The organism is Litoribrevibacter albus, from assembly GCF_030159995.1.
GTDB classification, from domain to species: domain Bacteria; phylum Pseudomonadota; class Gammaproteobacteria; order Pseudomonadales; family Litoribrevibacteraceae; genus Litoribrevibacter; species Litoribrevibacter albus.
In genome coordinates this window covers 690,949-713,654 of record NZ_BSNM01000016.1, presented here as the reverse complement: position 1 = coordinate 713,654, position 22,706 = coordinate 690,949, and the positions used below count along the sequence as shown (strand labels likewise).

At 46.1% G+C, this 22,706-nt stretch carries 23 protein-coding genes; 15 read left to right on the top strand and 8 right to left on the bottom strand.

The features are described 5' to 3' along the window. Positions 1-235: 235 nt before the first annotated feature. From QQL66_RS17865 to QQL66_RS17825, 9 genes are all read left to right on the top strand, one after another. On the top strand, positions 236-3,061 hold the full coding sequence (locus tag QQL66_RS17865; protein ID WP_284383286.1) for a class I adenylate cyclase: 2,826 nt from the start codon (positions 236-238) through the stop codon (positions 3,059-3,061). A 185-nt stretch (positions 3,062-3,246) separates the two neighbouring features. After that, positions 3,247-4,245 (top strand): 3-oxoacyl-ACP synthase III family protein, encoded by a 999-nt coding sequence (locus tag QQL66_RS17860; RefSeq protein ID WP_284383284.1) that lies wholly within the window; start codon positions 3,247-3,249, stop codon positions 4,243-4,245. Positions 4,246-4,385: 140 nt separating this feature from the next. After that, the gene (locus QQL66_RS17855; protein WP_284383272.1) at positions 4,386-5,153 is read left to right on the top strand and encodes a glutathione S-transferase family protein; all 768 of its coding nucleotides are present in this window, start codon (positions 4,386-4,388) and stop codon (positions 5,151-5,153) included. Between the two features lie 101 nt (positions 5,154-5,254). Beyond that, positions 5,255-5,452: an LPS translocon maturation chaperone LptM gene (gene lptM / locus QQL66_RS17850; RefSeq protein WP_284383271.1), complete on the top strand. Its 198-nt coding sequence runs from the start codon at positions 5,255-5,257 to the stop codon at positions 5,450-5,452. Between the two features lie 48 nt (positions 5,453-5,500). After that, positions 5,501-6,760 carry a diaminopimelate decarboxylase gene (gene lysA, locus QQL66_RS17845; protein WP_284383270.1) on the top strand — a complete coding sequence of 420 codons (1,260 nt, stop codon included), beginning with the start codon at positions 5,501-5,503 and terminating at the stop codon, positions 6,758-6,760. Between the two features lie 32 nt (positions 6,761-6,792). After that, positions 6,793-7,623 carry a diaminopimelate epimerase gene (dapF, locus tag QQL66_RS17840; RefSeq protein ID WP_284383268.1) on the top strand — a complete coding sequence of 277 codons (831 nt, stop codon included), beginning with the start codon at positions 6,793-6,795 and terminating at the stop codon, positions 7,621-7,623. Between the two features lie 76 nt (positions 7,624-7,699). Beyond that, a complete protein-coding gene (locus tag QQL66_RS17835; protein WP_284383265.1) occupies positions 7,700-8,407 on the top strand; it encodes a DUF484 family protein in 708 nt (235 codons plus the stop codon). 3 nt (positions 8,408-8,410) lie between these two features. Then, positions 8,411-9,313, top strand: a complete 903-nt coding sequence (gene xerC, locus QQL66_RS17830; RefSeq protein ID WP_284383263.1) for a tyrosine recombinase XerC — start codon at positions 8,411-8,413, stop codon at positions 9,311-9,313. A gap of 23 nt (positions 9,314-9,336) precedes the next feature. Beyond that, entirely contained in the window at positions 9,337-10,044 is a 708-nt protein-coding gene (locus QQL66_RS17825) for an HAD family hydrolase (protein WP_284383262.1), read from the top strand. A gap of 7 nt (positions 10,045-10,051) precedes the next feature. Here the strand turns inward: QQL66_RS17825 and QQL66_RS17820 are convergent, their stop codons facing one another. The 4 genes from QQL66_RS17820 to QQL66_RS17805 form a co-directional block, all read right to left on the bottom strand. Then, on the bottom strand, positions 10,052-11,131 hold the full coding sequence (locus QQL66_RS17820) for a lipase secretion chaperone (RefSeq protein ID WP_284383260.1): 1,080 nt from the start codon (positions 11,129-11,131) through the stop codon (positions 10,052-10,054). A 39-nt stretch (positions 11,132-11,170) separates the two neighbouring features. Continuing rightward, complete coding sequence (locus QQL66_RS17815; RefSeq protein WP_284383258.1) at positions 11,171-11,374, bottom strand: hypothetical protein; 204 nt, start codon at positions 11,372-11,374, stop codon at positions 11,171-11,173. Between the two features lie 115 nt (positions 11,375-11,489). Beyond that, positions 11,490-12,098 (bottom strand): chalcone isomerase family protein, encoded by a 609-nt coding sequence (locus QQL66_RS17810; protein WP_284383256.1) that lies wholly within the window; start codon positions 12,096-12,098, stop codon positions 11,490-11,492. Between the two features lie 305 nt (positions 12,099-12,403). Then, complete coding sequence (locus tag QQL66_RS17805; RefSeq protein WP_284383254.1) at positions 12,404-13,048, bottom strand: TetR/AcrR family transcriptional regulator; 645 nt, start codon at positions 13,046-13,048, stop codon at positions 12,404-12,406. 257 nt (positions 13,049-13,305) lie between these two features. On the opposite strand from QQL66_RS17805, the gene QQL66_RS17800 reads away from it, so the two are divergent. The 4 genes from QQL66_RS17800 (at position 13,306) to ggt (ending at position 17,450) form a co-directional block, all read left to right on the top strand. Beyond that, a complete protein-coding gene (locus tag QQL66_RS17800; protein ID WP_284383253.1) occupies positions 13,306-14,751 on the top strand; it encodes a coniferyl aldehyde dehydrogenase in 1,446 nt (481 codons plus the stop codon). 205 nt (positions 14,752-14,956) lie between these two features. Then, positions 14,957-15,445, top strand: coding sequence for a pantetheine-phosphate adenylyltransferase (gene coaD / locus QQL66_RS17795; RefSeq protein ID WP_284383252.1), 489 nt, complete (start codon positions 14,957-14,959; stop codon positions 15,443-15,445). 50 nt (positions 15,446-15,495) lie between these two features. Further along, entirely contained in the window at positions 15,496-15,747 is a 252-nt protein-coding gene (locus QQL66_RS17790) for a YfhL family 4Fe-4S dicluster ferredoxin (RefSeq protein WP_284383251.1), read from the top strand. Then, positions 15,654-17,450, top strand: a complete 1,797-nt coding sequence (gene ggt / locus QQL66_RS17785; RefSeq protein WP_284383250.1) for a gamma-glutamyltransferase — start codon at positions 15,654-15,656, stop codon at positions 17,448-17,450. The genes QQL66_RS17790 and ggt overlap by 94 nt, the downstream gene beginning before the upstream one ends. Here ggt and QQL66_RS17780 read toward each other — a convergent pair. From QQL66_RS17780 to ung, 4 genes are all read right to left on the bottom strand, one after another. Next, complete coding sequence (locus tag QQL66_RS17780) at positions 17,447-18,100, bottom strand: outer membrane beta-barrel protein (protein WP_284383249.1); 654 nt, start codon at positions 18,098-18,100, stop codon at positions 17,447-17,449. The genes ggt and QQL66_RS17780 overlap by 4 nt on opposite strands. 86 nt (positions 18,101-18,186) lie before the next feature. Then, positions 18,187-18,552: a hypothetical protein gene (locus QQL66_RS17775; RefSeq protein WP_284383248.1), complete on the bottom strand. Its 366-nt coding sequence runs from the start codon at positions 18,550-18,552 to the stop codon at positions 18,187-18,189. A gap of 108 nt (positions 18,553-18,660) precedes the next feature. Next, positions 18,661-19,491 (bottom strand): bifunctional DNA-formamidopyrimidine glycosylase/DNA-(apurinic or apyrimidinic site) lyase, encoded by an 831-nt coding sequence (mutM, locus tag QQL66_RS17770; RefSeq protein WP_284383246.1) that lies wholly within the window; start codon positions 19,489-19,491, stop codon positions 18,661-18,663. Positions 19,492-19,608: 117 nt separating this feature from the next. After that, positions 19,609-20,289, bottom strand: a complete 681-nt coding sequence (gene ung, locus QQL66_RS17765) for a uracil-DNA glycosylase (protein ID WP_284383244.1) — start codon at positions 20,287-20,289, stop codon at positions 19,609-19,611. A 219-nt stretch (positions 20,290-20,508) separates the two neighbouring features. Between ung and QQL66_RS17760 the strand changes: the two genes are divergently transcribed. Beyond that, on the top strand, positions 20,509-21,441 hold the full coding sequence (locus QQL66_RS17760) for an HDOD domain-containing protein (protein WP_284383243.1): 933 nt from the start codon (positions 20,509-20,511) through the stop codon (positions 21,439-21,441). Positions 21,442-21,617: 176 nt separating this feature from the next. Continuing rightward, complete coding sequence (locus tag QQL66_RS17755) at positions 21,618-22,604, top strand: HDOD domain-containing protein (RefSeq protein ID WP_284383242.1); 987 nt, start codon at positions 21,618-21,620, stop codon at positions 22,602-22,604. Positions 22,605-22,706 lie beyond the last annotated feature (102 nt).

Sequence of the window (22,706 nt, the reverse complement as noted above, 5' to 3'; positions counted from 1 at the left end):
GCAATAATGCCTCCTCATCACATCCTCACCAGCTCACCTTAGTTGCTAACGAAATCCGTTCGTTCTATTTCAAAAATTACCCTTCAGAAAATCTTACAATCTGTCGATCTATCTGTAAGAATCAAACCAAATAAAAGTAATTTATATACCTAAAACACTGTAGGAATCCCCACACTGATGGGATGTGCAGCTATACTCATTCTAACTAAACTGCGTTTACTTTCTTGGAGCACTTGTGCAGGAACAGCTTGTGGAACTTCCCGATATTCAAGCAATACAGGACATTGAGGATAAGTTCCTACAAGTCAATGAGTTACGCTTACAGCGTACTCGGGATTCGTTGACTATTCGCCAACAGGGCTTCATCGATTTACTGCCGTTATTGTTCCACTTCAACAACCCCTCTTTACCGGGCTATTGCCATAAAGACACCCCTTGTGGCATCAGTCGCTATCGCCCCGGCCGAGAATCGCTGTCACTGCCTCGAAACGTCACCGCATCGCTAAAGCGCCAACATCAGAATCGAGGCCACAGGGCTATTCAAGGCATTTACTTGATGGGCAGTACCGGATCAATTGCTCACTCTCGCCGCAGTGATTTTGATGTCTGGATCTGTACCCACCCGGAAATGACGTTGGAAGAGTCCGAATTGCTCAGCCGGAAATGTGAAAAGATTACCGAATGGGCCCAAAAACTTGGTGTTGAAGCCTATTTCTTTTTGATGGACCCGGACAAATTCCGCTCCGGGATGCAGGGAGAACTCACAGAGGAAAGCTGCGGCAGCACGCAACACTATCTGTTGCTGGACGAATTTTACCGAACAGCCATTCTTGTTGCCGGCAGAAAGCCCGCCTGGTGGTTAGTGCCACTGACACAACACCATATTTACGACTCCTACGTGGACGATATTTTTGACCGTCGTCTGGTAGAGCCGGACGAGTATTTAGATTTCGGCCCCGTCAATGAATTCCCGATCAGTGAATTTCTGGGTGCCGGTATGTGGCAACTCTATAAAGCCATCGACTCACCTCATAAGTCCGCCATCAAACTCATGATTGCCGACGTTTATGCATCGGAATACCCCAATACGATTCCGTTGAGTCAGCGCTTTAAGGAAGCGTTGCACAGCAACAAGTTTGATCTCAACGATTTCGATCCGTACATTCTGGCCTATCGGACCATCGAGCACTTTCTAAAGCGTAAGCCTGACTTACCGCGTTTAGAAATTGTACGCCGCTGCTTTTATTTCAAAGTTGGTATTAAGGCCAGCAAATTTGAAGAACAGCCCCATCTGACCTGGCGCGAGAACCTTCTGGTTCAGTTATTGGATGAGTGGGGTTGGTCGCAAGAGAAGCTTGAACAGCTGGATAACGTTGACCATTGGGATGTTGCTCAGGTCGCCGCCGAACGCAAAGCCATTGTTGCAGAACTCATCAAAAGCTATTCGTCTCTTACCAATTTCGCCCGACACTATGGCACAGCGTCGACCATGAGTGCCCGGGACATCAGCATTCTTGGCCGAAAGCTCTATGCCGCCTTTGAACGAAAACCGGGAAAAATTGAATTCATTAACCCGGGTATTACCAAATCACTGGAACACCAAGACCTGACCTTCAGTTATCAAAAGCACAAAGACAGTCTTCAACATGTATGGGAAGTGCACTCAGGCCGAAAAGTCAGTCTCATGGAGCCGCCCATCTACAAGGCAAAAACGCTGATCAAGGCGCTCACCTGGTGTCGGGTCAACGGCATTCTGACTAAGAACAGCTACACCTATCTGGATACGAATACCTTGGTGGTCAGTCAGACCGACCTTCATCAATTGGTTGATATCATTCTCGATCAGATTCCATTCCCACAAGAGAAACTGAAGCAAGAAGTTTTCTCACAACCAGCCTACTATAAACAGATTATTATTGTCGCTAACGCAGGTAAAAATCCGCCCAGCAACTTATCGCTGGCAGACAATGCAAACCCGCTGAGTTACGGCAAGGAGAAAGCGAATCTGGTTCAATCCTTGGATTTGGTCATGATCAATTCCTGGAATGAAGTCATCACCAAACATTTCAGTGGCGAATCTGCGGTCAAACAATGCTTGTACTTACTGATCAACTGCATTCCTAAACAGAAAGAAAAGCGTCCGCACATTTCGGTACGCTGTTTGGGATCTCAGTTCAACGCGTTGATTCGGGCCAAACTCAAATACCTCACAGAGCAAATGGCGCTGATCTACGGTCATGCTAATCAGTCCGAAAATACCCGATTAATCGTTGAGTGCGGTAAAGAGTTTTTAGTCCTCCAGGCCGAAGAGAATGAAGGGGATATTCAAGCGTACCCGAACATTTCCGATTTGTTCAGTGCCCTTGGCGCACCTCAATCCAAGTTCAGCCCTATTGCGCTCGACAGCAACACCTTGAAGTCGACGCCGTTGGATGCCATCTCACGCGTCATTCAGCGCGATCATATTCAGGTCTTCTATGAACTGGAACCTGCCATTGCCCGGGCCAAAATATACATAGTGGACGAAAATGGTTCCCTGCTGTTTTACACCACGCCGTTCAATTCAACCCAGGCGTTATTGAATCCACTGATGCGCTTCCTGCGTTCCGTGTTATTCCGGCAACAAACCCAACTCACACTGAACGAAAGTCAGCTATTGAGCCGAAATATCCATTTCTGGGAGATCATTCGGACGCAAACGCACAGTTTCCAATTGAGACCGGTAGACATTGACCCCAGCCAGGGGCTGGATGATTTCTTCAACGTTCAGGCCATTGGCGATGGATCAACCGAAGCGCGTTTGAAATTTACCATTTATTGTAATCAGGAAGAGTTTTCCGAAATCGAGTATGGGGATCAACTCTATATCGAAGTGGCCAAGTACATACTGTCGCTTCGGAAAAGTAAAGAACGTTACCCATGCTATCTCACCGATCTGGAACTGGCGAAATCAGACAGCACACCCTTCCCTCCGGGCAGCCTTCAGACCATCCACTACCTTCGTCAGAAAAGTCGGCTGGAAAAACGTCTGAATCATGCCTTGCAGTCAGTGGAACTCTAGCCCGCCAAAGCCTGAGTTCACATCAGGTTTATCGCCAAATGAACCTTTGATTAACAAAAGTTATCGAAACAAAAGCCACTTTAATGCAAAATATCTGACTATTCTTAGTCCAATAAAGAAATTTTGCCGTTCTGGCAGCCATTTATTTTTTATTATCTCCATCAGCGTAGAGTGAAAGGAATATCATGACTATTCGAAGCAGAGTTCTAGGTTGGGGCACCTATGTTCCACCTCGCGTAGTAACCAATCAAGACCTAACCCAGTGGATGGACACCAGTCACGATTGGATTGTAGAGCGTACCGGTATTGAGCAACGTCATTGGGTCGACGAAGGCGAGTCTGGCGCAGGTATGGCCGCTAAAGCCGCCAAGAAAGCATTAGTTGAAGCTCAGGTCGACGCGGAAGAGATCGACATGATCATTTATGCGACCTTGTCACCGGATGTTGATTTCCCGGGCACAGGCGTCTTCCTACAACGCGAACTGGGTCTGAAACCGCTTCCGGCACTGGATATCCGCCAGCAATGTACCGGCTTCATCTATGGTCTGTCCGTGGCCGATAACTTCATCAAAACCGGCATGTACAAGAAGATCATGGTAGTAGGGTCTGAAATCCACTCTACCGGTCTGGATATATCCACTCGCGGTCGTGACGTTGCATCATTATTCGGCGACGGTGCTGGTGTTGCTATTGTTGGCGTGAGCGATGATCCTGAAATGGGCATTCTGTCTTCACACTTGTACGCCGATGGTACAGATGCTGAAGCACTTTGGTTAGAAATGCCTGGCAGTAAGTATCACCCAAGAATCAGTCACGAAGACATCGATGCTGGTCGCCATTTCCCGACTATGCAAGGTCAGAAAGTATTCAAGCAAGCGGTAACTCGTTTACCACAAGTGATTCTGGAATCTCTTGAAACCAACGGTTACAGCATCGACGATCTGAATATGCTGATTCCTCACCAAGCGAACCTTCGTATTAACGAATTCGTTGCGAAGAAGCTTAAGTTGGATGAAACACGCGTCCACAACAACATTCAGAAATACGGAAACACCACTGCTGCGACCATTCCGCTGTGTTTCAGTGAAGCGCTTGAAGCTGGAAAAATTAAGCGTGGCGATCTGGTTTGCTGTGCTGCGTTTGGTTCAGGCTTCACCTGGGGCTCGGTGTTGATGCGTTACTAATCGCTGATTCCCTTCCTTTATTGGTTAAAGGCAGAACGACTGCCTTTAACCAAACTCAAAATTTTGCTTAGTTTCTTCCCCCGTCAAGGCTATAATCCAGCCAATCCTAGCCATGATTCTAATAACGCTTAGCTGCACTTATGATCACCCTCTATCAATTCACCATTTCCCAATTTTGTGAAAAAGCCCGCTGGGCCATTGATCATAAAGGGCTAATCTATAAAACCGAGAATCTGCTACCCGGCTCTCACGAGCGTACTGCCCGAAAAGTCAGTGACAGCACTCAGCTTCCCATCCTCAGACATGGCATGACGTACGTTCAGGGTTCAGGAAATATCATTACTTTTCTTGATGAAAGCTACCAAACCCGCTTGTTAACCCCCGAAGATCCAGCGTTAAAAAAAGAAGTTCTGGAACTGGAACGTCGACTGGATAAAGACGCCGGGCTGCACTTACGTCGATTTTTCTATACCCACATGCTGCAAGATCCACGACAGCTTCGACGCTTGATTACCCTCTACGGCCCTTGGTATCGAAACAATTTCTATACCTTGCTGTTACCCGCCATTAAGAAGCGTATGGTGAAGGACATGAAGCTGAATGCCTTGGAAGCCGAACGCTCCCGATTGATCATCAACACCCTATTGCTTCACTTGGATGAACGTCTGGAAAACCGCGACTACCTGGTGGGAGACCACTTTACTCGGGCCGACCTCACAGCCGCCGCCTTACTGAGCCCAATTTGCCAGCCGATTGAACACCCGTACTACACGGAAGATTTAACGCTGCCGAGTGATCTTGCAGAAATCCGGGAACGCTTGAAGGATCGTCCTTTCTATCACTGGGTGTCTAAGATCTATCAAAAACATCGCTGGGAAGTGAAACCGTCTGATCGCTATACCCGCTGATCTTACCTGTTTTTCCGGTAAGCCACATTCAAAATCCCTGAATCATTTATAACGAATTACTGATATAATCGTCCTCATTTTATTTTCGGACGATCCAAGCCATGACAATCGCTTGTTTACTTAGACGCATCACACAATCGGCATTCCGCGTACTGATCATTTTGTCTTTGATGGCATCATCAGGATGTGGTCAGAAAGGTGCTTTGTATCTGCCCGAAGAGAAGGCACAACCGACGTTGTCCTCAACAGAACAAAACCAAAATACTCCCGATAAGAAAGACAAGCAACCTAAGAACTAATCAACACGTTGCTACCCCGTCGAACAACAGGACTTAGAAAGATTTACAATGACTCAAGCATTTGAATACCGCGCCAATCAACTTTTTGCAGAAGACGTTGCTGTAAAAGACATCCACGCTCAATACGGTAGCCCTTGCTATATCTACTCGCGAGCCGCGTTCGAAAACCATTTCATGGCTTATGAGAACGCACTGACCGATGTTCCCCATCTTGTATGCTATGCCGTCAAAGCAAACTCAAACATTGCGGTCCTCAACATTCTTAGCAAGTTAGGCGCAGGTTTTGACATTGTCTCTGTCGGTGAATTAGAGCGTGTGGTTGCGGCCGGAGGCGATGCCTCTAAAGTGGTTTTTTCAGGCGTTGCCAAAACCGAAGCCGAAATCAAGCGCGCTTTGGAGTTGGGTATTTACTGCTTCAATGCGGAATCCGATGCCGAACTGGATCGCATCAATAAAGTCGCCGGTGAGCAGGGTAAAACCGCCGACATTTCTCTGCGAGTAAACCCTGACGTCGATGCCAAAACCCACCCTTATATTTCAACCGGTTTGAAAGAGAACAAGTTTGGTATCAGTGTTGATCATGCCATTGCCTGTTATCAACGTGCGCACGCGATGGAGCATTTAAACGTGGTTGGCATGGACTGCCACATCGGTTCTCAGCTTACTGAAATTCAGCCATTCATCGATGCGATGGATCGTTTGTTGATGTTGATTGATGCACTTGCTGAACAAGGCATCATCATTAAACACCTCGACTTAGGTGGCGGTTTGGGTGTGGTATACGATGATGAACAACCACCAGCGGTAGCGGATTTTATCGACGCCATCAAACAGCGTGTTGAAGGTCGCAATCTGAAGCTGATTTTTGAGCCGGGTCGTTCCATTGCAGCAAATGCAGGCATCATGACCACTCAGGTAGAGTTTCTTAAGCCGACAGAACATAAAAACTTCGCCATCATCGATGGTGCAATGAACGATTTGCTACGCCCGTCGCTTTACGGAGCTTGGCAAGCCATCGTACCAGTGTCCATTCGCCCGGACGCGGAACAAGATAAAAAACTGTGGGATTTGGTTGGTCCTGTTTGTGAAACCGGAGATTTCCTTGGAAAAGATCGAGAGTTGGATCTTCAACCGGGTGATCTACTGGCTGTAAAATCAGCGGGCGCCTATGGTTTCACTATGAGTTCAAACTACAATAGTCGTAATCGTGCAGCGGAAATCATGGTAGATGGCGATAAAGTCCACTTGATTCGTCAACGTGAAACCATTGAGCATCAGTTAACCGGCGAGCAACTGATCAACGAATAAGGCACACTCTGAGTAATTTTGGAAAGACATCAATGCGATTAAAGTTCACAAAAATGCATGGTTTGGGCAATGACTTTATGGTCTTGGACCTGGTCACCCAACACTTCAAAATGGACGAAGCGACGGTTCGCAAATTAGCAGACCGTAACTTTGGCGTGGGTTTCGATCAAATGTTGATCGTTGAGCCCCCCTCTTCGCCAGACGTGGACTTTACCTATCGCATTTTCAATGCCGATGGCAGTGAAGTAGAACAGTGCGGAAACGGTGCGCGCTGTTTTGCCCGCTTTGTCAAAGACAAGCGATTAACTTCCAAGAATGAAATTAAAGTAAGTACCTCCAGCGGTAAAATCACCCTGCATCTTCAAACCAACAGAGATGTCACTGTTGATATGGGCGAGCCGGTACTCGAACCCAAAGACATCCCGTTTGTTGCGGATGACTATTCGGCTGAGTACAGCATTGAGGTTGATGACCAAACACTATCCATTGGCGCAGTTAGCATGGGCAATCCCCACGGCGTACTGATCGTCGACTCCGTTGAAACGGCGCCGGTTGAATTACTTGGACCTAAGATTGAAAGCCATCCTCGTTTTCCTCAACGGGTCAATGTAGGCTTTATGGAAGTTGTCAGCCGTACTGAAATTAACCTGCGTGTATTCGAGCGTGGAGCCGGAGAAACACTGGCCTGCGGGACCGGTGCCTGTGCTGCGGTGGTCTCAGGACAACTCAGAGGCTTGCTCGATCCAGGCGTCACGGTCAATCTACCCGGCGGTAGTTTGTTCATTGAGTGGTCAGGCGAAGGCTATTCTGTAAAAATGACAGGGCCAGCCACACGCGTCTTTGAAGGTCAGATTTACCTCTAATCAGATTCGACTCGAATCAGATTTAACTCTAAGTGGCAGATAATAAAAACAGAACAAAAACGGCAGAGCAGTAATCATGACTGAACAAGCACAAGAAATTACCGATCTACAAGTTGAAGAATATCTCAATAAGCATAGAAACTTCTTTGTGGGTCGTGACAAGCTTCTTTCCAAGATGCGCATTCCTCATGCCACTGGAGCAGCGGTTTCTTTGGTTGAGCGTCAATTGAATCTCTATCGGGAGCGACACACCCAACTCGATCAACACATGCGGGACATGCTAACAATTGCACGTGAAAATGATCGCCTGTTTGAAAAAACCCGCCGTTTGGTTCTCGATCTATTAGACGTTCAATCTTTGGATGATCTCTTTCTGTCACTGGAAAACAGCATCCTTTACGACTTTGAACTGAATGCCTGTTCTTTATTTGCATTTGGCATCAGTGATGATCAGCCAAGAGAGCACAGCAGTAACAGTTACATGCGCATCGTACTGCAATCCGAGCTGCCTGAAACGCTGGCCCGCTGGGTTGCTTCCGGCCAGCCTTATTGTGGTGTATTGGATGAGGAACTGACCCGATTCTTATTCCCTCAAGGTGCCGAAAAAATTAAATCAGCGGCCGTGACACCGGTTCGACGTGGTCACGATTTAGGAATCTTTGCTATCGGCAGCGAGCAGGACGATCGATTCAGTGCCGGCATGGGCACCATGTTCCTGAATTACATCAGTGATGTCCTGGCGCAGGTATTACCCCGCTTTGTTCAACACGCACTGGATGAATAACCGATGACTCGGAACAGCGTATTTGAGTCTGCATTGCTTGAGTTCATACGCTACCTGACGAACGTTCGCCAAGTCTCCGAGCACACCATCAGCAACTATCAACGCGATCTGACTCGTTTTATCGACTTTCTTACCCACCAGCGACTGAGTAGCTGGGAGCAAGTCGATGCCGGCCACATCCGTTTCTTCAGTGCCTTTCTGAAACGCCAAAACCTATCCGGTAAAAGCATCCAGAGAAATCTGTCAGCATGCCGAAGTCTGTTTTCTTATCTCAACAAAGAAGGACTGTGCAAAACCAATCCGGCTCAAGCGGTAAGCGCCCCCAAAGCAGACCGCAAACTACCGGGTACCTTCGATGCCGATCAGATCAACGCCCTGTTGGATTTCACACCAGAGGATTGGATCGACTTTCGTGACAAAGCCATTATGGAGTTGTTTTATTCCTCAGGTTTGCGTTTATCGGAGCTGGTTAGCCTGAATATCCAGAACCTAGATTTAAAAAGCGGTCAGCTGGTCGTTACCGGTAAAGGCAACAAAACCCGAGCCCTACCCATTGGCCGACATGCCTTAAAGGCCATTGAAGAGTGGATGCTTCATCGCCCTCTGGACGCCGAACACGCCTTATTCACGACACAACAAGGCCAACGCCTGAAACAACGCAGTGTTCAGCTCCGTTTAAAACATTGGGCCATGAAACAAGGCATTACCGGGAATTTACACCCTCACAAGCTCAGGCATTCCTTCGCCAGCCACATGCTGGAATCCAGCAGCGACCTCCGGGCCGTCCAGGAACTACTTGGGCACGAAGACATATCCACAACTCAAATCTATACCCATCTCGATTTTCAGCATCTGGCACAGGTCTACGATACCGCACACCCGAGAGCCAGACGCTCCAAGAAATAAATTGCCATAGGGAAGATGCTTCAGTGATCCAACTTATTACCTTTGATCTCGATAACACGCTATGGGACTCTGACCCTGTGATTCTTTCTGCAGAACAAGCCTGTTGGGATTTTCTCTGCAACCACTATCCAAAGATTGAAGATCAGTTTACCAAGCTCAGCTTACGAAAATTGAAGTTTGAACTTGCGGATGAGATTCCGGCGTTGGCGCACCGGGTCAGTGAAATCCGACGTTTCTGTCTAGAAAAGGCGCTGGAACGGGTCGGCTATGACATCAACCAGGCTCAGCAAGGGAGTCAGTTGGCGTTTCAATGTTTCCTGGAAGAGCGACAAAATGTCGCGCTCTACGCCGATGCCTTACCAACCTTAAACGAGCTGGCCGGCCATTATCGACTGGCAGCATTGACTAATGGCAACGCCGACCTCAATAAACTGGGCTTGGAAATGTTTGAATTCGGGTTGAATGCCGAGCACTTTGATGCCGCCAAACCCGAACCATTTATCTTTGAAGCCGCGCTTGCTCGAACAAAGCTTTCCCCTCAACAAGTCCTGCACATCGGAGACCATCAGGAACATGATGTCTTAGGCGCTGCTCGGTTAAACATTCATACCCTATGGTTTAACCAGCATAATGAAGCGTGGCAACGCGACGACTGCCAACCGGATTTAGTGGCTACTACCTTGTCTGAGATTCCCGAGCTGGTGAAGACATTTCAGCTCGGGTTAGGTTAGCAGCCAATCAGCTGCCTTTAATACGATCCAACGCCTGAACCCGACGTATTTCATTCTCTTCGAACAGTCGGGTTTGAAGCGCTTCTACCTGAGTCTGGTAGGCTTCTTCACTCAAGCCCTCGCTGTCAATTTGTGCCTTTTGCGTCTGATAGTCTTGATACTTGTTAGTCCATTCAGCCTGGGCTTGATCCACTTGCGCCAGTCGTTGGGCAGCATCTTCCCCCAAAACCTGTGAACGAGCCTGATAGATGGCTTCGTTGCCGGCACCTGACGCTCTCAGGTTCTCAACATCCAGATTCAGCTTCTGCATCTTATACTCGTCTTCGAGACGTGGCTTAATACTCTCTGGCGCGTTTTCCATCAGTGAAACCAAGGCTTGTGAACGTTCCTGATCCGATAAAGTTGCATTCGATGTGACGGCCATCTTATCCAACATGTAACGATCAAAGTCCTCGCTTTCACCGAAAAAGGCAGTCGCAGCCTCATTGCCCAAATACTGATTGCGCAAACCGCTCAACATATCCAGACGCGCTTTATGTTGCGCCAACGGGGAATCTCCGTATTGCGCCAGCCCTTCCCCTACTTCCTGCTCAAGGTTCACTAAGGCCCGTTTTAAATCCACATAGTTATGTAGAAGCTGGATGGCTTCTTCTTTGGCCGGAGAAGGCAATTTCAATTCGATTAATGAGATCATGCGGTCCATGACCTGCTCAAGATTCTCTTCCCCCAGTGTCGACAAAAAGTATTCGAAGAAATCTTTGTTCGACTTGGACAGAACCAAATGACCGTTACTGTCGACTTCAAAGCCACCATTCACATCCGTTCCTCTAAGAGAACGGGGCAGCGACATCAGAATCTCTTGCTCATGACGTAAACCAGGCGTGCTTTCATCCTGATTTTCCTGATAGGTAATCACTTTCTCTCGATCATTTGAGAGCGAATCGTCAGTATTAAACGTAGAAGAATTACTGGAAGAGTTTGACGGAGATAACGAAACCATGAGCTCAGGCGTTGATTGCGTGAACCAAAGGCTTAATCCACCTAATGCGGCAAGAACAATAAAAATAAGAAGTAGGACAACTCGCATGGGCTACAGCTCCAACGCCCAATGCGATGTAACGAGAGACTAAATGGGGCGACTTCCGTACTTTGTTTCAGGTTTCTTCGGTGGATCAGCCATAACATTTGGTTCTACCACTGTTACTGCGCCACCGGCCTTTAAAAAGTTTTCAATATCGCTTTCCAGTTGAGCTCTCAGCTCTACATGACTGGACCGTGATGGTTGTTGATTGTCATTCGAGAAAAAATCTTTGTCGTTATAATTTGCCATAAACTTCCTCGCTTCTCCGCAGGCAATGAGTTACTACCCAAGCAATATTAAGTTATAGACAAGTTTCTCGAATTTACTAAATGTTTGTACGATATTTGAGTGATTTTCACTCAACTTAGGACTCTTCGTCCATGTCCATTTCTTCGGAAACACCGAGCATTTGTTGTTTAAAGTCTTTACTGACAGGCTGTGGGCCAATCCAGACTTTAAGCAACGCATCATAAAAGGCTTTACCTTCCAACAAGCGGTCTTCTTTTTCAGGAATATGAACTAACGTGCCTTTTCCCGGCAGGTAATCAATGGTGACCTCATCCCCTTTGTGCAATCGAATATCATCGAACAACGACAGGAACTCATCGATTTGAGGCTTTAACATCTCATGTTCGTCTTTACTGATGTTAATGACCAATGCTTCGTTTAATGCATTTGCTACCTTACGAGCACTCACGCGCTTCAGTAACACATGAAACAACATACGCTTATAGCCATCGGCTTGAATAATCTCAACAGGGTCTTTTGAGGTTTTTTCCAAATACAAACCACCAACATAAACCTGGACGATCAGGTATTTCTTCCTCAGTGCCGCACCATTTAAATGGAGCTCAGCATTACCATCACCAAGGGAAACATCATCAGCAATTTCTACATCTGAAATCATCGCCGCGTGAGAGGACCACGACAACATGATCAGCAATCCAACGAGTGCATTACGTAAACAGGACATGACCGGAACCTTTTCATAAATTATTGTTATTATTTTCGGGGCTGCTTAAACAACCTCATCAAGCAAGTGTCTGCACGAGGCTGGGTAAAAACAACTGAGTTCTCAGTGTTTTCATACAGTCCTGTTGGCACTATTTATGACAACTTGATTAATTATCATACACATTGTGCCTATAAGCAGTCCGAAAGAATAGAGTATACCCCTATTTTGAGACTTTAATCACAATAGATACGACAAGATTCTGGAGTTACCAGACAGTAGGTTTCACGCCCATCGAAAAGGGCGTAAATACTTACTCAGAGGGGTCAGGAATTCGACAAGAAACTCAATTGAACATCTTCCACTTCTTCACGAACATGCTCTTTGAGATAAGGGCGTTCCAAGGCAAACACTTGATAGATGCCTCGACGTAGACGATCACGGGTAATCTGATCTTCTAAGCCCGTATCATAATCGGCCGTACGAAGGTACGTTGCCCAGGAAGTTGCCACCAACCAGCTGTTAATAGCCAAGGCTTTGATTTCCTCATCCGAGATGTCGATAATCCCGGCACGTCGTAAGCCATAGTAAATGGCACCCACTTTTTCAAGACAGCGACGACTGAATTCCGTGTATCGCTCTCTCAATCGCTCATCGTTATCAATGAAATACGCTAAATCACGATGAAGAAAACGAAACACCCACATACCTTCAAACACCGCTTCCAGATAATGCGCTTTATCCTGAATCGTTAAATCATGATCTTCCGGCACTTCCAGTGTTTGATCCACCAGCTGTTCGTATTCCTGATAGATTTCATAGACGATTTCCGACTTGTTTCTAAAGTGATAATAAAGATTACCAGGAGAGATCCCCAAGTGAGCGGCGATATGATTGGTTGTTACATTACGCTCGCCTTGTTCGTTGAATAACACCAACGCAGCTTCAAGAATTCGTTCTTTTGTGTTCATGCATCTCGCTTACTTAGGTTCATCGTAGAGATGAGTTTAGAGTCAGAACTCTATCTTCACTTATCTTTGGAATCGGGTCAAAGGCTCTGCCTTCAATTTCACCCCATCCATGCCCTATCTAACATTTATTGAGTATAAATTAGACAAAAGGAGTTGCATTTCTCAATTAGAGCAATTACTCTAAACACAAATAGAGCAGGTTTTAGCGCTTTTATCACGAATTTATAGGGCTCATAGGCCAATAAAGGAGCAATACCATGGTTGCAAACGTTGTTGCACTTTCGGAATCAAAACGCGAAATACAGCACTTGAATCAAATTCTAAGTGCTCAAAAACAAGCATTTCGTGAAAACCCGATGCCCAACTTGTCTGAACGCCTGACTAACCTCAAGCGCCTAAAGGCTATGGTATTGAAATATGAAACTGAGATTTGCGATGCCATCAATGCAGACTTCAGCAGCCGCTCTAAGGACGAAACACTGATCGCTGAAATTATGTCAGTGGTCTCCAGCATCAACTACTGCATGAAAAACCTTAAGAAGTGGATGAAACCGGAGAAACGTCACGTAAACATCCTGTTCCAACCAGCTTCAGCAAAAGTTGTTTACCAGCCTAAAGGGGTGGTAGGGATTGTGGTTCCTTGGAACTATCCTATCTTCTTGGCTCTTGGTCCTTTGTGCTTTGCGTTAGCTGCCGGTAACCGCGCCATGGTTAAGATGTCTGAATACACGCCTAGAACTTCCGCGTTGTTGGACAAAATCATTTCTGAAACTTTCGACGAAACCTTGGTCAGCGTCATCACGGGCGAAGCGGACGTTGCTCAGGAATTCACTAAAAAGCCGTTCGATCACATTCTTTTCACTGGCTCTACTCTGGTAGGTAGCCATGTAATGCGCGCTGCGGCAGAAAACCTAACACCGGTAACATTGGAGTTAGGCGGTAAGTCTCCTGCGATTATTGCACCTGATGTACCTATGCATGACGCAGTAGACCGTATCTGCTTTGGTAAATCGTTCAATGCAGGTCAAACCTGTGTTGCTCCAGACTATGTGCTTTGTCCTTCTGACAAAGTAAACGAATTTGTTGATTACTATAAAGAGACTTTTGCCCGTCTTTACCCATCCATCAAAGACAACCACGATTACACTGCGATAGTTGATGAGCGCCAATATCAGCGTCTGAAATCCTGGATTGAAGATGCTCGCAACAAGGGTGCAGAAGTCATTGAAATCAATCCGGCTAATGAAGACTTAAGCTCTGGCACAAGAAAATTACCGCTTCATATCGTATTGAACCCAACACCTGACATGACCATCATGCAGGAAGAGATTTTTGGCCCAATCCTGCCTGTGATGACATACCACAGCATGAATGAAGCCATCAATTTTGTGAACGATCGTCCACGCCCGTTGGCGCTTTACTACTTCGGTTACAACGTTGAAGAACAGGAACATGTGTTGGCCAAAACACACGCTGGCGGTGTGTGTTTGAACGACGCAATCATGCACGTTGCACTGGATGACCTTCCATTCGGCGGCATTGGGCCATCAGGTATGGGCGCTTATCACGGACATGAAGGCTTCTTGACCTTCTCTCATGCCAAGTCCGTACTAAGCAAGCCTCGTCTAAACAGTGGCAAACTGGCGTATGCTCCGTACGGCAAAATGATCCACAAAATGATTTATAAGTTTTTTATTCGTTAACCTCTGTTCCCGAGGTGCCTGCCGGCAGTTATTTCGATAACTGCCGGCGTCTTTTTTACTCATTTCTCTCTGTTATTGTCCCAAGATTGATAAAAATCCTTGAATCCATTGATCTTGGGCGATGAAACTGAACCTGAGCTCTTACCAAGTCTCGTAAATTTAGGTAACATGCCCTTCAAATTTACGGTGTTTATACGGAATCACTATGAATATTGTCGTTTATCCGGGTACCTTTGATCCAATTACCAATGGTCATGCAGACTTGATTGAGCGTGCAGCACGCATATTCGATAAGATAATTGTGGCGGTGGCCGAAAGCCCCAAGAAACGCCCAACACTCGCACTCGACACTCGGGTTCAATTGGCTCAGGAAATTACCGCCCATTTGGACAATGTTGAAATCGTGGGATTCCGTAATCTGCTTGCCGATTTTGTGACTGACGTAAATGCCAATGTAATATTACGTGGGTTAAGAGCGGTATCCGACTTCGAATATGAGTTCCAGCTTGCCAACATGAACCGAGTGCTAGCACCTAATGTGGAAAGCATGTTCCTAACCCCAGATGAAAAAAATTCCTACATTTCATCTACACTTGTAAGAGAAATTGCCGCACTTGGTGGAGATATTTCAAAATTTGTTCATCCGAAGGTAGAACAAGTTTTACAAGAGCATGTTAGCAAGAACGCTATATAATCTTTATTCAACCATGCTTTTGATATAACCAAGTCGCAGGAGACATCAGTATGTCACTACTAATTACTGACGAATGCATTAACTGTGACGTTTGTGAACCAGAATGTCCTAACGCAGCCATATACCCTGGCGATGTGGTCTATGAAATAGATCCGTCCATGTGTACTGAATGCGTGGGTCACTATGACGAACCTCAGTGTATTGAAGTATGTCCTGTAGACTGCATTCTCATCGATCCAGACAACCCCGAAACCAAAGATCAGTTGATGGACAAATTCAACAAACTGACAGGTCAGGGTTAAAAAACATCATCGCCGTTACTCGAATAAAATGGGCTAATCTTCTCAGCACTCTTTTTATTCTCTTAACCGTTTCGCTATCAGTAACGGCTAATGCCTCAACCCATCCCAAGCAACACGCCGTTGCATCAGCACACCCATTAGCCACTCAGGCGGGCATTAACATTCTGGAAAAAGGTGGCAACGCCTTTGATGCAGCCATTGCTGTAGCCTCAGTCTTAGCCGTTGTGGAGCCCTACAGTTCAGGCTTTGGCGGAGGTGGCTTCTGGTTAATCTATAACGCCGAGAAAGATCAGCACACCTTTATTGATGGTCGTGAAACTGCGCCGGAAAAAGCGCATCCTAAACTCTATCAGGATGCCTCCAATCGCGTCATAAAAAGTTTATCCATCAATGGTCCATTAGCTGCAGGAATTCCGGGTCAAGCTGCCGCATTAGCCCACCTTGCCAAACACTACGGCAAGCTTCCTTTGAAAGAGACGCTCTCCGAGGCAATCCACTTTGCAGAGAAAGGATTTCCTGTGGATGAGGTTTATCGAAAACTGGCAGGCTATCGACTTAAAGCAATGCAATCGGATACCACGACCTCCGCAGTGTTCTTAGTCAACGGGGAAATTCCCAAGCTAAATCACCTAATTGTTCAAACCGCTCTGGCAAATGCCCTGAGAAGATTGGCAGACCAAGGCCGTGACGGTTTCTATAAAGGGGTAACCGCGCAACATCTGGTGTCCAACATGCAGCCGCATGGCGGTATTTGGAGCCTCAAAGATTTGGCTAATTACCAAATCATTGAAAGACAACCTATCCGGTTCGAATATCAAGGCCATAAATTTATCACCGCGCCACCCCCCTCAGCTGGAGGAATCGCATTAGCTCAAATGTTTGGCATGCTATCCCACCTTCAACTACCCGATCAGCCATCAGCCGCACAAACACAACTCTTGGTGGAAGTGATGCGTCGAGCGTATCGGGACAGAGCAGAGTATCTGGGTGATCCTCAGTTCACCGATATTCCAAGCAAACTGACAAGCCCTAACTACATCAAAAACCTTGCAAGTACTATCCAATACGAAAAAGCGACACCCAGCTCAGATCTGAAAGCTGTGTTACCTCCCAAACAAGGTACTGACACCACCCACTATTCCATTCTCGATAAGGACGGAAATCGGGTTTCTGCCACGCTGAGCATTAACCTGCCCTTTGGTTCCGCTTACACCGACCCAGATACCGGCCTGTTGTTAAATAATGAGATGGATGACTTCTCCAGCCAACCCGGGGTACCCAATGCTTATGGCTTGATAGCAACCAGGGCAAACGAAGTACACGCAGGTAAACGCCCTCTGTCCAGTATGACGCCTACATTCATTGAGAGTGATCACTCACTTGCGATTCTCGGAACACCGGGCGGAAGTCGCATCATAACAATGGTTTTTCTGGGTGCGCTCGAGCATCTGAACCAAGCACCTGTTGAACGCTGGGTCTCCAGAGCAAGATTCCATCATCAGTATCTACCCGATGTCATCCAGCATGAACCTGATACCTTCAGCGACGCCGAAAAACTGCAACTAGAGAAATATGGCTACACACTGAAATCGGTAGGCCGAACATATGGCAATATGCAAGCGGTACTATGGGACAAAACTAAAAATAAGATATTTGCGGCTTCCGATCCTAGACGCATCGGAAGCTCAAAGATAGGCAATTAGAAAGCGTAGACAATAGACGCACTGGCCGTCATAGCTCGGAAACTATAGTCTCGAGTTACATACGTGACTGAACCATTACCAAACGAAGTATCTAAGTTAAACGTCGTCATATCCAGTTCAGTTCGAAGTCTAAAATCAGGATTGAGATAAAACTGAGCTCCTGCCCCTAAAATAAAGGACTCTGAGGTTTGCTCTTCACCTACGCTAAACGTCTGTTGACTAGACCCGGTATCATTGGTGTATACCCCTTTGTATCTATAGTCGGCCTCACCAAAGCCCAATTTACCGAAGATATCCAACTTACCTAACGGACTCTCTTCTATAGGATACGCAGCCAATACAGAAAGATGCCAAGCCTGCATTTCAACATTGCTTAAAGCATCAACACCATATTCATTGTAGTTGTAATCCTGATAACTCCACTCTGCAGAAAAATTATCAGAGAACTTATAACCTGCAATAAACCGATAGGCCGTACCGCTATCATCCCAACCATCTTCTGCGCCAAGATCATCGATAAAGCCATCATCATCAAACTGAGTAAATCCAGCACCTATCCCTACATAAGGCCCCATCTCAGCATGAACTAACGAGGTAAAAGGCAGTAAAGATACGATTGATAAGCAGGCCAGCGTTCGTGTAGTTATCATTATTTTTCTCCTTAAGTGCGAACGCTGGCTATTGTCACACATAAAAAAGGCCTCTTACGAGGCCTTTTCCACAAAAAACTTTACTTTTAGTTACTTTCGGCAGGTTCTTGTTCAACCACGTCATATTTCCGCTCAGGAGTAGAACAGCCCAAGCATCGAATAAAAGTCATCTTGGCTGGCTTAATCACCAATTCATCCGCTGCGTCCTCAACATTTCCTCCAAGCAAAGAAAACGGAGAGGTCACAATAAACACCGCTGTTCCTAATACCGTAAGTCCAAGCATAATGGGTCGCACAACAATTCCGTCTAATACCATTTCTGCAGGTCCTGGCTGATTTAATTGTTTTTGCTTGGAAAGCGAATCGGCCATGCCTTGGGTAGGAAGAATAAGCTGAACAATCAGCACAGACATTGCGAAGAATTTTGCGATCCGGGTCAATATTGTGTACATAATTTTATTATTCCTTCAATCTGTACTTGGAAGACATAGATCTAGCACCTATATCTGATAAAAGTATCCACTAATAATAGGCAGGTTTCAGGCCCTTTGTCAGTTTTTTTAGCGACCTTTTTGGCATTTTGAGCAATAGACCGTAGAACGCCCCTGCATTCGAATATCTTCCAGCTGAGTTCCGCAGACATAACACGCCAAACCTGCGCGACCATATACCTGCAATTCTTGCTGGAAGTACCCCGGTTTGCCATCGCCTCCGACGAAATCTTTTAATGTAGTACCACCCTGAGCAATGGCTTGGCTTAATACCTGTTTGATTGACGACACCAAACGCTGATATCGAGCATAGCCAATCTTATTGGCAGGTAGTGTTGGACGAATGCCCGCCGTAAATAATGCTTCGTTGGCATAGATATTCCCGACACCCACCACCACTTTGTTATCCATAATCAATTGCTTAATCGCTACGGAACGAGTCTTGGCCTGTTGATGTAAATAATACCCAGTAAAGTCAGCAGACAACGGTTCAGGGCCTAAATGTTTGATTTGCTCAGAGGACTCAACATCCTCTAACCACAATACTGCACCAAACTTCCTTGGGTCGTTATATCTCAATACACATACCTGACCAGCCTTGTCTTTAAAAGAGATATCCACATGATCATGTTTTCCAGGCTCTGCCCACTCTTTTAGTACCCGGACGCTGCCTGACATACCGAGATGAATCATCAATGTGCCATGCTCAAATTCCAACAATAAGTATTTAGCGCGTCGATTGACTGCAAGTAATTCTCGCCCCATCAATTGATACTCAAGAGAATCCGGCACAGGCCAACGAAGTTTGGATACCCTAACCTCAACCGAACTCACCTGTTTATTCAATATGTGGGGACGAATTCCTCTTCGGGACGTTTCTACTTCTGGCAGTTCAGGCATGATGTTCTCTCAGGATCAAAGATCTGGTTTAACAATTATGGACAACGAAATAAACACTACCCGCAACCAATGACAGCGGTGTTGTTTTGCGATTAATGCACGACCAATCGAACCGCACTAATCAGGCAATTGCCACTGAATGGGGTCAAGCCCTCGTTGCATCAAATACTGATTGAGCGTTGAAAAATGCCGACACCCCAAGAACCCTCGATGAGCAGACAATGGCGAGGGGTGGGTAGTTTCCAACACCAGATGTCTATTTCGATCCACCTGCTTCCCTTTTTTCTGGGCATGACTGCCCCACAACAGAAACACCAAACCATCACGATGCTGGCTTAATGCTTGTACCGCACGATCGGTAAAGGTCTCCCACCCTTTCCCCTGATGCGCCGCCGCCTGGCCCTGTTCAACCGTCAAAACACTGTTTAGCAACAACACACCTTGCTTTGCCCAGGACTCCAAATATCCATGTTTAACCGGTCGAATATGCAAATCATGTTCTAATTCTTTGTAGATATTTCTTAAGGACGGAGGAATAGCTACGCCCGGTTTCACAGAAAAACTTAACCCATGCGCTTGGCCCGGCCCATGATATGGATCCTGCCCGAGTATCACGACTTTAACCTGATCAAACGGTGTATAGTTAAACGCATTAAAACAGTCTTCGGATTCCGGATAGACCACAGCTCCCGCTTTTTTGCGCTCTTTCAAAAACGTTTTAAGCTGCTGCATGTATGGTTGCTCAAACTCAGCCCCTAAATGCTGCAACCAACCTGCTTCAAGATTTACTGATGACACGGATACATACCTAACATTTTGATAATTACAAGGCATTATCTTACATCCTTTCCTTACGCTTACCCACATACCATTGGTCTTCTTTATATTAAAGTCAGTAACTTAGGGAAGCTTTTCATAAAGATGACTATTGATTATTACTCCTGAATACACGTATAACAGGACGAAAATCAGAGTCTCTAGGCCAGGACCGCCTAATTAATAAAGGAAGTACAGACGATGTGGAGTCTCGATCATCACTATAAAATATACAAAGATCTGCTTAATGGCCGGGCTCAACTACCATCATTAAGCAACCACTTCTCATCCATTCAAAATGAATTAGCCAAATACGCACAAAGCGGTTCAATTAACCATCCATCAATTATTGACAAGCTCTCCGCAGACCCAGACCTCTGCCAGCTATTAATCAATGCCGCAAACTTTGATCGTTATTATGGTGCTTCTGCGTTGAGCACCATTGATCAGGCATTAACGACCTTATCTGATCAACAAGTTTCCGAGTACATTTCCATGTTCGCAATACGAAATATCGTACTCAGTGATAATTTACCGGCGCACCACACCATTCGCCAACTTTGGGAAGAAAGCCTCCAAATATCCTCAATCTGTGCAGCTCTGTTTGCCAGACTCAGTAAATACAATCACGTCCCGCTGCAACCAAGCTTATTGTCGGGCTTGGTCTATCATTTAGGCACCATTTTGTTGATCAACAGTTTCCGGAATAAAGGGCTTGCGGTTCCGGGTATCAAAGAGGCGAATAACATCCCTTCTCCGCTTGCCAGCAATATTGCATCACTCGCAGCCATTCAATGGCGACTACACCCTTCCGTATGTGAATGCGCCCTACAAAGAAGTTATTATCAGGAAGTTAATCGTCAACCTTTCGGGATGGTCGATATTTTCCACATGGCTGTGACTCATTATCAAAACACAACCAAGCAAAATCCAAATGTAGTCGCCTTAAAAGACAGTTTACCTTTCATCAAAGCCATTAAAGAAAAACTGATTCGAGAAGAAGCAAACCACTTTGTGCAAATGATTGATGGCCATGCTCTGGTCATTTATCGCGGCCTGGCACCTCTCATCAATAAATTCCCTATTTCATCATTCTCAAATAACTATTCAGCCCCTTACCACCAATTCGGGTAGCGACCGGCGCTTAAGCTACCCGTCATCAACACTCCGTCACCTACTGACAGATTTATCGTTTAAAAGCTTTGTGTTTTTAAACGAATGTTTTAGTATGAGTTTCGATGTCTAATCATTTAGTACGACAATAAAAATAATAATAAATAATAACAACACAGACAGTTGGAACAGCGAATATGTGGCGCTCAGGCATTCAATTTAAGGTTTATCAGGACATCCTTGCCGGGAAAATTAAGCTTCCCAATTTACCCGATACATCAATGAAACTAAGACACACTTTAGCGAACCCTAATTTTCGGGTTAAAGACCTGCTACCGCCATTGCATGCCAATCCAGAAATCGTATCTGTTATCATGCAAGCCGCCAATTCAACGGCATTCTACGGGTCTCGTCCATCGTCTGACCTGAACTCAGCCATTATTCGTTTAGGAACCACCTCTGTTACTTCGATTGTGTTAACCCACTCGATGGAAACCACCTTCGTAAAACGCAGCATGCCGAGCCGGCATGTAATTCGAACACTGTGGCAACAAAATATGCGTATCGGTACCTTGAGTTCCGCCATTGCCAGTCGGATTGCGGATTACGGAGTCCGAGTTGACCCGGATATGGCGTTATTAGCGGGATCCATGTACCACGTAGGAACCTTGATGCTGTTGTCTTACCTTCAAAATCACAAGCTGGCTATGCCTTCGGCAGAAGAAATTGAAGAGATGCCATCACAAATTTCATCCAACATTGGTGTCGTGTTGGCTAAGCATTGGCAGATGGAAGAAGAAGTTGTTAACTGCATTCGCCACCGCGATCAATTTGAAGAGCTCACCGCCGGCCCGTTTAATCTTCTGGATGTATTCCAGTTTGCGACCTTGATTCATCGCATTAAGGATAAAAACGATTTAAGTCTGCCACCGCTCGAAAAAACTGTGCCAGTAAAGAAAGCGGCACTGCATGGCATTTTAGGAGAATCTCTCGACCACTTCGTCACCTTGGTTGATGCCAAAGCAAACTTGTTACTGAGTACCCTGTCAGGTCATGGTGGATCACAATCCACCCAATCAGCGGTCAGCAGTGCTGCCACCAGATACGGTGTTGCTACCGAGCAAGAAACCAAGACATCCAGTAAAGTAACGCCAATCAGCGCCGCACGACGGTATTGCGCTTAATCCTTTCTTCCTGGCCGAACTCCGGTTTGGCCTGATAAACGTATCTGGATAAGTCAGCGCTCGCTTTACGGGAGCCAAAACATGAAGATCCCGTGACCCTGT